This is a genomic window from Winogradskyella sp. (assembly GCF_003712105.1).
Lineage (GTDB): Bacteria > Bacteroidota > Bacteroidia > Flavobacteriales > Flavobacteriaceae > Winogradskyella.
The window spans coordinates 778,308-795,310 of the sequence record NZ_RHLG01000001.1 but is presented as its reverse complement, the minus strand read 5'-3'; the positions used below and the strand labels follow the sequence as shown (position 1 = coordinate 795,310).

10 protein-coding genes are annotated in these 17,003 nt (G+C 35.0%); 1 reads left to right on the top strand and 9 read right to left on the bottom strand.

Features of this window, described 5'->3' with window-relative positions; all coding sequences use genetic code 11:
• Window positions 1-429: 429 nt before the first annotated feature.
• The 9 genes from ED556_RS03710 to gltB form a co-directional block, all read right to left on the bottom strand.
• Entirely contained in the window at window positions 430-2,022 is a 1,593-nt protein-coding gene (locus ED556_RS03710) for an NADP-dependent glyceraldehyde-3-phosphate dehydrogenase (protein WP_296319465.1), read from the bottom strand.
• 67 nt (window positions 2,023-2,089) lie between these two features.
• Window positions 2,090-3,358, bottom strand: coding sequence for a threonine ammonia-lyase (gene ilvA / locus ED556_RS03705; protein WP_296319463.1), 1,269 nt, complete (start codon window positions 3,356-3,358; stop codon window positions 2,090-2,092).
• A gap of 25 nt (window positions 3,359-3,383) precedes the next feature.
• Window positions 3,384-3,686, bottom strand: a complete 303-nt coding sequence (locus ED556_RS03700; RefSeq protein ID WP_296319461.1) for an antibiotic biosynthesis monooxygenase — start codon at window positions 3,684-3,686, stop codon at window positions 3,384-3,386.
• Between the two features lies 1 nt (window position 3,687).
• Window positions 3,688-5,187: a ketol-acid reductoisomerase gene (ilvC, locus tag ED556_RS03695; protein ID WP_296319459.1), complete on the bottom strand. Its 1,500-nt coding sequence runs from the start codon at window positions 5,185-5,187 to the stop codon at window positions 3,688-3,690.
• A gap of 11 nt (window positions 5,188-5,198) precedes the next feature.
• Window positions 5,199-5,729 carry an acetolactate synthase small subunit gene (ilvN, locus tag ED556_RS03690; RefSeq protein ID WP_296319457.1) on the bottom strand — a complete coding sequence of 177 codons (531 nt, stop codon included), beginning with the start codon at window positions 5,727-5,729 and terminating at the stop codon, window positions 5,199-5,201.
• A gap of 1 nt (window position 5,730) precedes the next feature.
• Window positions 5,731-7,467 carry a biosynthetic-type acetolactate synthase large subunit gene (gene ilvB, locus ED556_RS03685; RefSeq protein ID WP_296319455.1) on the bottom strand — a complete coding sequence of 579 codons (1,737 nt, stop codon included), beginning with the start codon at window positions 7,465-7,467 and terminating at the stop codon, window positions 5,731-5,733.
• Between the two features lie 42 nt (window positions 7,468-7,509).
• On the bottom strand, window positions 7,510-9,189 hold the full coding sequence (ilvD, locus tag ED556_RS03680) for a dihydroxy-acid dehydratase (protein ID WP_296319453.1): 1,680 nt from the start codon (window positions 9,187-9,189) through the stop codon (window positions 7,510-7,512).
• Window positions 9,190-9,399: 210 nt separating this feature from the next.
• A complete protein-coding gene (locus ED556_RS03675; protein WP_296319451.1) occupies window positions 9,400-10,866 on the bottom strand; it encodes a glutamate synthase subunit beta in 1,467 nt (488 codons plus the stop codon).
• 2 nt (window positions 10,867-10,868) lie between these two features.
• Window positions 10,869-15,380 (bottom strand): glutamate synthase large subunit, encoded by a 4,512-nt coding sequence (gene gltB / locus ED556_RS03670; RefSeq protein WP_296319449.1) that lies wholly within the window; start codon window positions 15,378-15,380, stop codon window positions 10,869-10,871.
• 560 nt (window positions 15,381-15,940) lie between these two features.
• Here gltB and ED556_RS03665 point away from each other — a divergent pair.
• Entirely contained in the window at window positions 15,941-16,999 is a 1,059-nt protein-coding gene (locus ED556_RS03665; RefSeq protein WP_296319447.1) for a porin, read from the top strand.
• Window positions 17,000-17,003 lie beyond the last annotated feature (4 nt).

Here is a 17,003-nt window from a genome sequence, read left to right as displayed (position 1 = left end):
TTCTTTATACTGTGACAGTTGTTTTTTAATTGTGATTACTTTTTTGGAAAAGGAACTGGACTCACCTATAGTTCCGAAAATAGAAACATACCCTTACGGGCGACGCGGAATTCTGCGGCGTACCTGACCTAAGCTAATTATTGAATTAACTGTTGTTTGAAAATTAAATATGAAATGAATAAGGTACATGATTAAAAAAATAAAATTAAGATATAAGGTTTTGCGTCTATGTTGAATTAGCGACGTCGGAAGCGAGTTGTTAACTCGGGGAATACCCTATTTATTTTATTTTCTTTTGTAAACATTAGTGTAAACGTAGCAATTAAATTTTTAACAGCAATAATAAAACCCTTGTTTTGTCTTAAAATTATCATATTCAGAAAAAAACTCTTAAAAAATGAAATTTCTTCACCTTTTATGAGCTTTATCCTAAAGAATATAATCGGTACTTACAAAGTTTGATGCTCTAGAATCAAGCAACTTTTCTAAAATTTCATTGTTATACGCATTATCTTTTGACGCTAAAAATGTCCTAATTGAAAACGAACGCAATGCATCATGCACACTCAATGTTGCCACTGCTGAGTCTTTTCTTCCTGTAAATGGATACACATCTGGTCCACGTTGGCAAGAACTGTTTAAATTAACTCGGCATACTAGATTCACTAAAGTATCGATTAATGGTGCGAGTGTATTTATGTCCTTTCCAAACAAACTTACTTGTTGACCATAATTAGATTCGGCCATATCATCCAAAGGCACATCTATATCAGAAAAAGGAATTACAGGAATTATAGGTCCAAATTGTTCTTCTTCGTACACACGCATATCTTTGGTTACTGGGTACATTAAAGCCGGAAAAATATAATTATCAGTTGTTTCTCCACCTTTTTTATTAATGATTTTTGCGCCTTTTTCTGTGGCGTCATCAATGAGTTCTTGAATGTAAGCTGGTTTATCTGGCTCTGGTAACGGTGTTAGTTTTACACCATCTTCCCATGGATTTCCATACTTTAAAGCATCTAATTTTTCAGAAAAACGTGTATTGAATTCCTCTATAATGTCCTCGTGCACATACAACACTTTTAATGCTGTACAACGTTGCCCATTAAAAGAGGTTGTGCCAGCAATGCACTCACTTATTGCTAAATCTAAATCGGCATCTTTAAGCACAATTGCAGGGTTTTTTGCTTCCAACCCTAAAACCATTCTTAGCCGGTTACTCTTCGGATGCACATCTTGAAGCGCATTTGCAGATTTACTATTTCCTATTAAAGCCAAAACATCAACACGGCCATCTTTCATGATAGGTGTTGCAACTGTTCTTCCTCTACCATAAATAATATTAACTACACCTTTTGGGAAACTATTCTGAAATGCTTCTAATAGTGGTGAAAGCAGCAAAACGCCAAATTTTGCAGGTTTAAAAATGGCTGTATTACCCATAATTAAAGCTGGTATAAGTAATGCAAATGTTTCATTTAAAGGGTAATTATATGGCCCTAAACATAGCACAACACCTAATGGACCTCTTCGTATATGAGCATGTACGCCAGTTTCTTTTTGAAACTTAGCGCTATTGCGATCCATCTGTTTGTAATCTTCGATAGTATCGTATATATAATCTACTGTTCTATCAAATTCCTTTTCAGAATCCGGAAGGTTTTTACCAATTTCCCACATCAACAACTTCACAACCTCATCACGCTTGGTTTTCATCTGTGAGACAAATTTTTCCATGCAAGCAATTCTGTCCGCTACTTTCATTGTTGGCCATAAACCTTGACCTTTATTATACGCATTTACCGCTGCATTAAGTGCATCCAAGGCTTCTTCCTCTCCCAAAGTGGGAATAGTGCCTAATAGTGTTGGTTGGTATTTTTCGGTAGATGAAATTGTAGAAAAAACTTCTGATGTTTTCCCTTTCCAAGGAATCAACTCTCCATCTACTAAATATGTATTTTGATTTAGTGTTTCTTTAATTTGAAATTCCTCAGGAATGTCTACAAAAGTTGAAATCATAATATCTTTTTTATTTAACGTTAAGATACAATTTTAGCTTTATTAATTAGGTTAAGTCTACGTTAAGCTATACTAGAAATTGAAATAAGTCTGGTTTGTCGTTAAGATAATCTCCAAAGAAATTATGCAGCTTCATTTTAGTAATTAAAGGCTCTAAGTCGTTTGGAGATTTTATTTGTAGTCCAACAACAGCCACATCATTTTCGCGGTTTACTTTTTTGGTGTATTCAAAATGAGTAATATCATCTTCAGGACCTAAAATTGTAGTTACAAACTCTCGCAATGCACCAGCGCGTTGCGGGAATTTTATAATAAAATAGTGCTTAAGATTAGCATACAATAAGGCGCGTTCTTTTATTTCTGCGGTTCGGGTAATATCATTATTACTTCCACTAACTACACAAACTACATTCTTATCTTTTATTTTATCGTTATACTGTTCTAGTGCCGATAAACTCAATGCGCCTGCAGGTTCAACAACAATAGCGTCTTTGTTATAAAGATCTAAAATGGTTTGGCATATTTTACCTTCATCAACTGTAAGCACATCATCTAAAGTCTCTTTACAGATATCAAAATTTAAATCACCAACACGCTTTACAGCTGCTCCATCGACAAAATTTTCAATTTTATTTAATGTTGTATTTCTATCATTTTTTATTGATGTAGACATTGATGGAGCACCTTTAGGTTCTACGCCAATTATCTTAGTTTCTGGAGAAAGTGATTTAAAAACACTTGACAACCCGGCACTTAATCCGCCGCCACCTATCGGCACAAAAACATAGTGAATAGGATGACTTTTTATTTGGTCTATTATTTCTAAACCAACCGTAGCTTGGCCTTCAATAACTTTTTCGTCATTAAATGGATGAATAAAGGTTTTGTTTAATCGCTCACATTGTTCCATTGCAGCTTCGTATGCATCATCGAACGTATCACCAGTTAATATTACATCAATATAATCTTCACCAAACATTTTAACCTGTTCTATCTTCTGATTTGGCGTTGGTGAAGGCATAAAAATTGTACCTTTTATTTTTAAAAGTTTACAGGATAACGCTACACCTTGCGCATGATTCCCTGCGCTCGCACAAACAATTTCGTTTTCAATTTGCGAAGGTGATAATGAAGAAATCTTGTTATATGCTCCTCGGATTTTGTATGAGCGTACCTCTTGCAAATCTTCTCGCTTAAAAAAGATATTAGCATTAAACTCTTTTGAGTAACGTGCATTCTTCATCAAAGGTGAAATAGAAGCTACACCTTTAAGTTTTTGGGATGCTTGTTCAACAGCTTTTAATGTTGGCTTATATGTGGTTGTCATATTTTCCATAAATAATCCTCTAAAGAGAAAAGGTTTATATTTTGTAATTAATTATAGTCTCGTAATGTTCAACTATTGGAAATGGCTCATAATAATGATGTAATAATGTTTTCCATTTTTGGTATTCATCAGACGTTCTAAAGTCGATATTATGATTTTCTAGAGTTTCCCAATCAACCAACAAAATATATTTTCGCTCTTCTTCAATACATTTTTTTAAGGTATGTCCTTTGTAACCTTTAATTTTACTTATATAGTTTCCTGCAATTAAAAAATCGGCTTCAAATTGCCTCTCTAAATTTTCTTTTACATTTAATATTGCAACTTCTAACACCATATTAAGCCAAGATAGAATCTTGTACTATAGTAGTTTTAATCACTTTCATGGCAGTCATTGCAGCCCGTAAACGTTGCCCAACAGCTTCAATTGGGTGATTTCTTATGGCGTCATTAATTGCAATCAACTCCACATTATCTACACCATTAGAAGTTGTAAATGGATTGCCAATTACAGATGTGTCTACTGTTTTCATAAAATCTTTAAGAAGTGGTTTGCAAGCATGATCAAACAGATAGCATCCGTACTCAGCTGTATCAGAAATAACTCTGTTCATTTCAAATAACTTCTTTCTTGCAATGGTATTGGCAATAAGTGGTAGCTCGTGTAGTGATTCATAATATGCAGAATCTTCTATTATTCCAGCGCTAACCATAGTTTCAAAAGCTAATTCTACACCAGACTTTACAAACGCCACTAACAATGTGCCTTTATCAAAGTAATCTTGCTCTGAGATATGGTCGGTAGTTAATGCTGTTTTTTCAAATGCAGTTTCACCAGTTGCGGCTCTCCATTGTAATAAGTTTTTATCGTCATTAGCCCAATCTTCCATCATGGTCTTAGAGAAATGCCCTGATATAATATCATCCATATGCTTCTGGAATAATGGACGCATAATTTCTTTTAAGTCTTCTGAAAGTTTATAGGCTTTAATTTTAGCCGGATTAGATAAGCGATCCATCATGTTGGTAATACCACCATGTTTTAGAGCTTCTGTAATGGTTTCCCATCCAAACTGAATAAGTTTGGCAGCATAGGTAGGCTCAATGCCTTCTTCAACCATTTTATCAAAAGACAAAATTGCGCCTGTTTGTAGCAAACCACATAAAATGGTTTGTTCACCCATTAAATCACTCTTAACTTCAGCAATAAAAGACGATTCTAAAACTCCTGCTCTATGTCCACCTGTAGCAACAGCATATGCTTTTGCTTGAGCCCAGCCTTTATTTTCTGGATCATTTTCCGGATGTACTGCAATGAGTGTTGGCACACCAAAACCTCGTTTATATTCTTCTCTAACTTCTGTACCTGGACATTTTGGCGCTACCATGATAACCGTTATATCCTCACGGATTTTTGTGCCTTCTTCAACAATGTTAAAACCATGAGAGTAACTTAAAGTTGCTCCTTTTTTCATTAAAGGCATTACTGTTTTTACAACATTGCTATGTTGCTTATCTGGTGTTAAGTTTAGTACTACATCTGCTTGTGGTATAAGTTGGTTATATGTACCAACTCTAAATCCATGAGTAATAGCATTTTCATAAGATGGTCGTTGTTCATCTATAGCTGCTTGACGTAAAGCATAAGAAATATCTAAGCCAGAATCTCTCATGTTTAAACCTTGATTAAGCCCTTGTGCGCCGCAACCAATAATTACAATTTTCTTTCCTGTTAAAGCCTTTACGCCATCTTTAAATTCTGAAGATTCCATAAAACGGCATTTTCCTAATTGCTCTAATTGTTCTCTTAATGACAATGTGTTGAAATAATTTGACATTTTCTTTTTCTTTAATGTTGAAATGCTTCTAGCATTGTTGATATTTTCATTTCGTCTTTGGTAACCGCAATACGCCCTGAACGGGTAAATTGCATAATTCCAAAAACACTTAATTCTCTATATAATAATTCTATTTCTTGTCGTCTTCCTGATTTTTCTAAAACGAAAAACTCCTTATTTACAGTGACGATTCGTGCATTACTTTCTTTAATAATATTTTGGATTTGTCGCTCTTCGAATAACAAATCAGACTTTATTTTGAATAAGCAAGACTCTTGATAAATCGTTTCTTCATCAGAATGATAATATGCTTTAATAACTTCAACTTGTTTTTCGATCTGACCTATAATTTTCTTTATCTGCTCTTCAGTAACTTTAACAACGATGGTGAATTTAGACACTCCTGCAATTTCAGAAACCGAAGAGTTAATACTTTCGATATTAATATGTCTACGTTGAAAAATTGCCGAAATACGATTCAACAATCCTATATTATTTTCAGTATAAACCGAAACTGTATATATTTTTAGTTCTTTGCTCATCTTATTCTAATCTTATATCTGAAACTGTTGCGCCAGTAGGAATCATAGGAAATACATTATCTTCTTTCTCTACACATACCTCCAAGAAATATGGCTCTTTGCTTTCAATCATTTCTTTTACTGCTTCAGCCAGTTCTTCTCTTTTGGTTACACGTTTTGCATTGAGGAAATAGCCTTTAGCGATAGTTACAAAATCTGGGTTTACTAACTCAGTTGATGCGTAGCGCTTATCAAAAAACAGCTGTTGCCACTGGCGTACCATACCCAGAAAATCATTATTCAATACCACTACTTTTACAGCCGCTTTAGTTTGAAAAATCGTTCCCAATTCTTGAATAGTCATTTGGTAACCACCATCTCCACAAATAGAAATAACTTCACGTTCTGGTGCTGCCATCTTAGCACCAATAGCAGCAGGTAACCCAAAGCCCATTGTACCTAAACCGCCAGAGGTAATATTGCTTTTGGTTTGATTAAACTCAGCATAACGACAAGCTATCATTTGATGCTGTCCTACATCACTAACAATAGCAGCTTCACCTTTGGTTTGTATATTAATCTCTTTTAATACCTCGCCCATGGTTAAACCTTCTTTCGTTGGATGAAGGTCATTTTTAATGACTTTTTCGAACTCTATTTGGTATAAGTCTTTAAACTTTTGATGCCATTCTGAATGCGAATTTTTATCAAGTAAAGGCAATAACTCTGTCAAACTTTCTTTTGCATCTCCTAAAACAGCTACATCAGTTTTAACGTTTTTGTCTACTTCAGCTGGGTCAATTTCAAAATGAACAACTTGTGCTTGTTTAGCATAGGTTGCTAAATTTCCAGTTACACGGTCATCGAATCGCATTCCGATAGCGATTAAAACATCACATTCGTTAGTTAAAACATTAGGTGCATAGTTGCCATGCATTCCAACCATACCAACATTTAGTGGATGAGATGTAGGAATTGCAGAGGCTCCTAAAATGGTCCAAGCAGAAGGTAATCCCGCTTTCTCAATTACCGCTTTAAACTCTTCTTCAGCTTCACCAAGAATTACACCTTGTCCCCAAACTACTAAAGGTTTTTTAGCATTATTAATCAGCTCTGCTGCTGCTTTTAATTGCTCATTATCAACCTTAGGAATTGGTTTGTAGCTTCTTATACCTTCACATTTTTTATATGAAAAGTCAAGTTCTTCGAATTGTGCGTCTTTAGTGATATCTATTAAAACCGGACCTGGACGTCCACTTTTAGCAATATAAAATGCCTTGGCAATAACTTCAGGAATTTCGGATGCCTTCGTAATTTGGTGATTCCATTTGGTGATTGGTGTAGAAATACCAACAATATCTGTTTCTTGAAATGCATCACTACCCAATAAATGTGAGGCTACTTGACCCGTAATACAAACCATTGGCGTACTATCTATCTGTGCATCTGCAATACCCGTTATTAAGTTTGTTGCGCCTGGACCAGAAGTTGCAATAGCAACACCTACTCTACCAGAAATACGCGCATAACCTTGAGCCGCGTGAGTAGCACCTTGTTCATGACGTGTTAATACATGGTGAAGTTTGTCTTGATACTTATAAAGCTCATCATAAACGGGCATTATTGCACCGCCAGGATATCCATAAAGTACATCTACACCTTCAGCAATTAAGCATTTTACAATAGCCTCACTACCTGAGATGCGCTGCGTATTTTCGGCTACGGGTTTGTTCTCTTCTATTGTTTGTGTTTGTTTCATGTTCTCTTGGTTCTCTTGTTGAGATTCCCACTTTCGAGGGAACTAAAATTCATCGGTCACACATCCTTTAGATGCTGATGAAACTGTTTTTGCATATTTATATAAAACACCACGTTCAAATTTTAACTCTGGTGCTTTCCAATTTTGTCTTCTTTCTTGTAACTCTTCCTCAGAAACTTCAACCGAAATAGAGTTAGTTTCTGCATCAATTGTTATTATATCTCCATCCTTAACGAGTGCAATATTTCCGCCTTCTTGAGCTTCAGGTGTTATATGTCCTACCACAAAACCATGTGTCCCTCCAGAAAAGCGACCGTCAGTAATTAATGCCACATCTTTACCTAAACCAGCACCCATAATTGCTGCTGTAGGTTTAAGCATTTCTGGCATTCCTGGCCCACCTTTTGGGCCTTCATAACGAATAACAACCACATCTCCTTTTTCTACCTTTCCGTCTCTTATTCCATCATTAGCAGCGTACTCACCTTCAAAAACTTTGGCTCTGCCTTTAAAGCTTAAGCCTTCTTTTCCAGTAATTTTTGCGACACTACCATCTGTAGCCAAATTGCCATATAACATTCTTAAATGACCAGTAGCTTTTATAGGATTTTCAAGAGGTTTAATAACATCTTGCCCTTCAGTTAAGTCTTCAACGTTTAGTAAATTTTCGGCAAGCGTCTTTCCTGTTACTGTTAAACAATCGCCATGAATCAATCCTTTTTTAAGCAAATATTTGAGTACCGCAGGAATACCACCAACGTTATGCACATCTTCCATGAGGTATTTACCACTGGGTTTTAAGTCTGCTAAGAATGGTGTATTATCACTTATATTTTGAAAATCCTTTAACGTAAACTCTATATCAGCAGCCCTGGCAATAGCTAAAAAGTGAAGCACTGCATTTGTAGAGCCTCCTAAAACAGTTACCAAACGGATAGCATTTTCTAATGACTCTTTAGTGATAATGTCTGAAGGCTTTATATCTTTCTCCAACAGTACTCGCATAGCTTCGCCTGCTTTTACAGACTCTTCCTTTTTTTGATTACTTAATGCTGGGTTAGAAGAATTAAAAGGTAAAGACATACCTAAAGCTTCAATTGCAGATGCCATTGTATTTGCCGTATACATACCGCCACATGCACCAGCACCTGGACATGCTTTTTCAACAATATTCTGGTATTCTACCTCATCCATAGTCCCAGCAACTTTACTTCCCCATGCTTCAAAAGCCGAAACAACATCTAATTTTTTTCCGTTATGACATCCTGAATCTATAGTTCCTCCATAAACTAAAATACTAGGACGATTTAGTCTAATCATTGCCATTAAAGCACCTGGCATATTTTTATCGCAACCAACAACAGTAACCAAACCATCATAACTCATTGCCTGAACAACAGTTTCCATAGAGTCCGCAATAACATCTCTAGATGGCAAAGAATAGCGCATTCCTGGTGTCCCCATAGAAATACCATCACTTACTCCTATAGTATTGAATATTAAGCCTACAACATCTTCATTCTGTGTGCCTTCTTTAACCAGTTTTGCTAAATCATTTAAGTGCATGTTACAAGGATTGCCTTCGTAACCAGTACTTGCAATACCAATAATTGGTTTATAAAAATCCTCTTTAGTTAAGCCAATAGCATGCAACATTGCTTGTGCTGCTGGCTGTGTTGGATCTTGGGTAACTGTCTTGCTATATTTATTTAGTTTATTCATTTTCTACTAATTACATCTAAAGTAATTTTTAGATTTTCTTTAGTAATTATGCTTGAAGAATAATAGTTAAATCCAATCCTGAGAGAGATTTATTAAAATATTGATTATCAGTTTTTTAAGTGTATTTTTATATGATGTTCAAGACTGTTAATTTTTAATAAAAAAGCCTTTCAAAACTATGAAAGGCTAATTATTATTGGGTATTCAAAATTATACTCTTGGCAAATCGCCTTCTTCTTTTAGAGGAAGATTAGAACTTCCCATTAAATAAGCATCAACATGATGTGCTGCTTGCCGGCCTTCAGAAATTGCCCATACAATTAGTGATTGACCACGGCGCATATCGCCAGCAGCAAAGACACCTTTTACATTAGTAGCATAATCTTGTGTAGTTGCTTTTATGTTAGTTCTAAAATCCATTTCTAATCCAAATTGTTCGGCAAGAGTTTTTTCAGAACCCGTAAATCCTAAGGCTAATAATACTAAATCGCAGTCCCATTGTTTTTCTGTTCCTGGAATTTCTTTTAATTGTGGGCGTTCGCCTTCTTTGAAAAGCCACTCAACCTCAACTGTTTTTAATCCGACGAGGTTTCCATTTTTATCTCCTAAAAACTCTTTGGTTGATATACTAAAAAACCGTTCTACACCTTCTTGATGAGACGAAGTTGTTTTTAGCTTCATTGGCCAATATGGCCAAGGTTGGTGCGCTGGTCTACCAACCGTAGGCTTATTTAAAATTTCGAAATTTATGACCTCATTTGCGCCATGTCTATTACTTGTACCGATACAATCTGAACCTGTATCTCCACCACCTATTACAATTACGTTTTTATCCTTTGCAGAAATTATATGCTTAAAATCTACTAAGCCATCAACATGTTGATTATTGAGCTTTAAGAAATCCATCGCCTGATGAATGCCTTTTAAATGATTCCCTTTTATAGGAATTTCGCGCCTTACTGTTGCTCCGCCGCATAAAAGCACGGCATCAAACTCAGCTTTTATGGTTTCTACGCTTACATTTTTTCCAACATTGGCATTGGTTTTAAAGACAATTCCTTCTTCTTCTAATACGTCTAAGCGTCTGTCAATTATTTGTTTTTCTAACTTAAAATCTGGTATGCCGTAACGTAATAATCCACCAACTTTAGCATCTCTTTCAAAAACCGTTACATAATGCCCAGCCCTATTTAGTTGTTGAGCAGCTGCTAGTCCTGCAGGTCCAGAACCTATTATTGCAACTTTTTTGTCTGTTCTTGTTTTGGGTGGTTTTGCTTTAATCCAACCTTCACTAAAAGCTGTTTCCACAATATTTTTTTCAATATTTTCAATAGAAACTGGGTCTTCATTAATACCTAAAACACAAGCTTCTTCGCACGGTGCTGGACATAAGCGCCCAGTAAACTCTGGAAAATTATTAGTAGCATGTAAAATCTCTACTGCTTCTTTCCATCTGCCTTTGTAGACTTTGTCATTAAAATCAGGAATTAAATTTCCTAAGGGACAACCGCTATGGCAAAATGGGATACCACAATCCATGCATCTTGCACCTTGTTCTTGGAGTTTTGATTCTTTTAAAGGAATTGTAAACTCATTATAATTTTTTAAGCGTTTATTGACTTTTTCATAAGCTTCATCAACGCGTTCATATTCCAAAAATCCTGTTACTTTTCCCATAATTATGCGTTTACAATTTTTTCTTGTTCTATTCTAATCAATGCTTGGCGATACTCTTCTGGAAGCACCTTGATGAACTTTGGAAGTTCTTTTTGCCAATTTTCAAGTATGCGTTGAGCTAATGGACTTAAGGTTGCATTATAATGCTTCTCTATAAGATTTTTTAGCTCTAGAATATCTTCCTCAAGGACTACCGACTCGAGATTTAAACCTTCTTTATTACAGTGCTTTTCAAATGTATTATTTGGGTTGTATACATAAGCAATTCCACCGCTCATTCCAGCTCCAAAATTACGACCAACTTCTCCCAGAATCACTGCAACTCCTCCGGTCATATATTCGCACCCATGATCTCCAATACCTTCAACTACTGCTTTTGCTCCAGAATTACGCACACAAAAACGTTCACCAGCTTTACCGTTAATATAAGCTTCGCCAGAAGTAGCACCATACAATGCCACATTACCAATTATGATATTGTCTTCAGGAACTAAAGTTGATTCATCGGGTACTTTTACAACAATCTTTGCTCCCGAAAGTCCTTTACCTAAATAATCGTTTGAATTACCATTAATTACTAAAGACAATCCATTTGTAGCAAAAGCGCCAAAGCTTTGACCAGCCGAACCTGTAAAGTTGATTTTTAATGTGTTTTCTGGTAACCCTTGTGCACCATAGATTTTAGAAATTTCATTACTTAAAATTGCTCCGAAAGCTCTATCCATATTAGTAATGTTACATTCTAAAACTGTTTTTTCCTTTCTGAATAATGCAGGATGTGCTTTACTTATAATTTCAAAATCTAGTGACTTGTCGAGATTATGATCTTGCTTTTCGGTATTGTATAATTTAACATCATCTTCAACTTCAACTTGGTGCAATATTGGTGATAAATCTAAACCTAGTGATTTATAATGTTCAATAGTTTTATTACGATCTAGTTTTTGAACTTGACCAACCATCTCGTTAACTGTTCTAAAACCAAGCTGCGCCATTATTTCTCTTAGCTCTTGAGCTACGAAGTACATGAAGTTAACTACATGCTCAGGCTTACCTTTAAACTTTTTACGTAATTCTGGGTTTTGAGTTGCTATACCAACAGGACATGTGTTTAAATGACACACTCGCATCATTACACAACCTGAAGCTACTAATGGTGCGGTTGCAAAACCAAACTCTTCAGCACCTAACAAACATGCGATAGCAACATCTCGCCCGGTTTTCATTTGGCCGTCACACTCTAATACAACACGATTTCTTAAATCATTCATCACAAGTGTTTGCTGTGCTTCGGCTAGCCCTAATTCCCATGGTAATCCTGCATGCTTCAAGGATGTTAATGGTGAAGCACCTGTACCACCATCATGACCAGAAATAAGAATAACATCACCTTTTGCTTTAGCAACACCAGCAGCGACTGTACCTACGCCAACTTCAGAAACCAATTTCACATTAATTCTTGCTTCACGGTTTGCTGATTTTAAGTCATATATTAATTGTGATAAATCTTCGATAGAATATATATCGTGATGTGGCGGCGGAGAAATAAGTCCTACATAAGGTGTAGAATTTCGTGTCTTAGCTATAGCCTGATTTACCTTTCTTCCAGGTAATTGTCCACCTTCTCCTGGTTTTGCACCTTGAGCCATTTTGATCTGAATCTCTGATGCATTAGTTAAATAATTGGATGTAACACCAAAGCGTCCTGAAGCGACTTGTTTAATCGCAGAGTTTTTCCAATCGCCATTTAAATCTTTATAAAAGCGTTCTTCATCTTCACCACCTTCACCAGAGTTACTTTTACCACCAATACGATTCATGGCTATCGCTAAGTTCTCATGTGCTTCTTTACTAATAGAACCATAAGACATCGCTCCAGTTTTGAAACGCTTAACAATCTCTGTCCAAGGCTCTACTTCATCAATAGGAATTGGGTCGTAATTGGTAAACTCAAACAACCCACGAATAGTCATTAATTGTTTGGTTTGCTCATTAATTAACTCTGAATATTCTTTATATGTTTTATGCTTATTACCTCTTACTGCTTCTTGTAATTTAGCAACACTAAGCGGATTAAATGCGTGCTTTTCGCCATGTCTTCTCCATTTATATTGGCCGCCAAATTCTAAATTTAAATCAGCTTCAACTTTATTTGTTCCGAATGCTTTTTTGTGACGTTTGCATATTTCTCTTTCGATTTCGCGTAATCCAATCCCTTGAATTCTAGTAATTGTATTAGGAAAATAGGTGTTTATCACATTTGTATTCAACCCAACACATTCGAATAATTGAGAGCCACGATAAGAATTAAGCGTAGAAATTCCAATCTTATTCATCACCTTTAGAATACCTTTACCAACGGCTTTGTTATAGTTTTTAATTGCTGGTAAATATTCTAAACCTTCAATCTCTTTACTTTTTACCTGATTAAATACAATCTCATTAACTATATAAGGATTTATTGCGCTTGCGCCATAACCGAATAACAATGCAAAATGATGCACTTCTCTTGGTTCAGCTGACTCAATGATAAGGCTGACTTTTGCGCGCTTCCCTATTTTATACAATTCGTGATTAACATAAGAACACGCAATTAATGCCGGAATAGGTGCCATTTTTTTGTTGACACCTCTATCTGAAAGTATTATAATATTTCCGCCTTTATCAATGGCATCAGAAGCTTGCTTAACCAAATTCTCTAATGCATATTCTAATTGATTTAATCCTTTTCCTACTTCATAAAGCATTGGAATAGTGGTAACTACAAAATCTGGATTTATTGTGTAGTTCTTTATCTTATCCAAATCATGCTTAGAAATAACAGGGTTTTGGATTTTCAGTTTTCGGCATTGGTCTTCATTAATATTAAATAAGTTAGTATCACTTCCTAATGTTAAACTAATGTCAGTTATAAGTTGTTCTCTAATTCCATCTAAAGGTGGATTTGTAACCTGTGCAAATAATTGTTTGAAGTAATTATAGATAAGCTGAGGTTTCTCTGATAACACAGCAATAGGGGTATCATTACCCATAGAACCTATTGGTTCTTTAGCATTTTGAGCCATTGGTAAAATAATGGTTCTTAAATCTTCTTCTGTGTATCCAAAAACAACTTGTCGCTTATATAAAGGATCTTCGTTATGCTTTATTGGACCTTTTTTTGCAGGAATATCTTTAAGGTGTACTAAGTTTTTATCTAACCATTTTTTATAAGGTTGTTTTGAAACAATCGCATCTTTAATTTCATCATCTTTAACTATTCGGCCTTGATTCATATCTACCAAAAACATTTTACCAGGTTCTAATCGCCCATGACTTTCAATGTTTTTTGGATCTATATCAATAACACCTGTTTCTGAGGACATGATAACATATCCATTTTTAGTTACTGAATACCTTGAAGGTCGTAATCCATTTCTATCTAAAACCGCACCTATATAATCTCCATCTGTAAATGGTATTGACGCTGGTCCATCCCAAGGTTCCATAATACACGAATTGTATTCATAGAATGCTTTTTTAGCTTCAGACATGTCAGGGTTTTTTTCCCATGCCTCTGGCACTAACATCATCATAACCTCAGGTAATGAACGCCCAGTCATTAATAATAACTCCACTACCATATCCATTGAAGCTGAATCTGATTTACCGGGTAATATGATTGGGAAAATACTTTTGATGTCTTCTCCAAACCAATCGCTTTGCATTAACTCTTGCCTTGATAATGTTCTAGACACATTTCCTCTTAATGTATTTATTTCACCGTTATGGCACATGTATCTAAATGGTTGCGCCAAATCCCATGTTGGAAAAGTGTTTGTTGAAAATCTTTGATGCACTAATGCTAACCTTGTAACCAAAGTAGGATCTTGAAGATCTTTGTAATACAGTTTAATATCTTCAGGTATTAATAATCCTTTATATATAATCGTCTTGGTAGATAAACTTGGCAAATAAAACCTTGAGCACTCTGATAATTTTGAATTATATATATGGTGTTCTGCTTGTTTTCTGGCTGTGAATAGTTTGAGCTTGAAATCAAAGTCATCTTGCTTCTTATCTTCTTTACCTATAAATACTTGGCTTATAAACGGCTCTGTTTGTGCTGCAATTTCTCCTAGAATATCTGGATCAACAGGCACATCTCTCCATCCAATAATTTCTAATCCTTGACCTTTTATATAATCTTCAAATTTTTCAATACAGTAGTGTCTTTGATTCTGTTTCTGAGGCAGAAACACATTACTTACAGCATACTCTCCAAATTTTGGTAATTGAAAATCACAATGTTCTACGAAGAATTCATGTGGAATATCTATTAAAATACCTGCGCCATCACCTGTTTTACCATCAGCACTAACAGCACCACGATGCTCTAGTTTTTCTAAAATCTCAAGTGCTTTATGAATGATATCATTAGATTTATTTCCTTTTAAGCTACATATAAAACCTGCACCACAATTGTCGTGTTCAAATTCGGGTAAATAAAGTCCTTGTTTTTCTAACATTTTCATCGATTTATACATCTAGATAGCTAGCCAAAGTACAAAGCTTGATAGGTTTGAAAAAATTTATGATTTTTTTTACGAATTTGATATTTTTTCAATCACATAATTTTCAGCTTCACATATTTTGAACGCAAAAATTATGGAGTCAGCAAAATATTTTTAACACTCATAAAAACTTCATCTTAAATCCATTTTTTTATCAGGCTTTAATCACAAATATTGTCGAAACAAAATTTGGAAAATACCAAAGCTACTAACTGATATTTTGCTCCAAAATTGAACTTTTTTCTTCAAAATCTTACCAATTTAAATAAAATAGCAACCTACGATAACGTTATTGTTAATAACTTTTTTTGAATTATTATCAGTCTTTCGTCAAAATCATAAAAAATTATTCAATAAAATTGTTAATACCTCAAAAATAATGCATCGAAAAAATGAAAGCCAAATTTTAAGTATCCAAAAAATATCAAGTTCGTAAAAATGCCCCGATATGGGCAGAAAGTTTTTTCACTTTTATGTCTTTAGATACATTTGACGCCATTAACCAATAACTAATTTACATTATGAAAAGATTAATTTTATGCGCAGGTTTAGCATTAATTTCGATGAATCTCTTTGCACAAGAAGAAACTGAAGAGAAGAAGAAATTTTCATTTAGCGGAAGTGTCGATGGCTACTATAGAACAAACTTTGATGGGCCAAATGACGCTAATCAAATTGCTCCTAATACTTCGTTTGCCAATCAAGCAGGTTTTGCTCTTGGTATGGTTAACTTAATTGGAGAGTATCAAAGTGCCGACGGAAAAGTTGGTGCAGTTGCCGATTTAGTATTCGGCCCTAGAGGTGAAGCAGCAGTATTTAACTCACCTTTTAATTTATCTGGATCTTCTAACATTGTTAACCAGTTATATGTATACTGGAATGTTAGTGAAACAGTAACCTTAACTTTTGGTAACTTCAATACATTTTTAGGTTACGAAGTAATTTCGCCAACTGGTAACTTTAACTATAGTACATCTTATATGTTCTCTTTTGGGCCTTTCTCTCATACTGGCTTAAAAGCAGACTTTGCATTATCTGAAGATTTCTCATTAATGTTGGCTGTAATGAACAGTACTGATTTTACAGAGTTTAACCCAGATGGCAGCTACACTTTTGGAGCTCAATTAGGATATAAGGGACAATTCTTAAACTTCTTATACGGCAACCAAACTGGTGGTACTGATGCTACTTTCCAAGTAGATTATACTGGTGGCTTTGATTTGTCTGATGACTTTTACTTAGGTTTAAATGCAACTTATAATGACACTGATGGTGCAGGTTTTTATGGTGTAGCATTATACCCACAATTAAAGACTTCAGAATCTTTTACTCTTGGATTAAGAGGAGAATATTTTGGAGAAACTGAAGGTGGAGTTGGCGCAATTGGTGCTTATGATATAGATGGTGATGCCAATGTATTTGCGGCAACACTTACTGGAAGTTATGAGCTTGGTGATTTAACAATTAAGCCAGAATTAAGATTAGATTCTGCAAGTGAAGATGGTGCATTTATAGATACTGATTTAGCGCCTTCTAAGAGTTTATCTTCATTTGTATTAGGTGCTATCTATTCATTCTAAAACT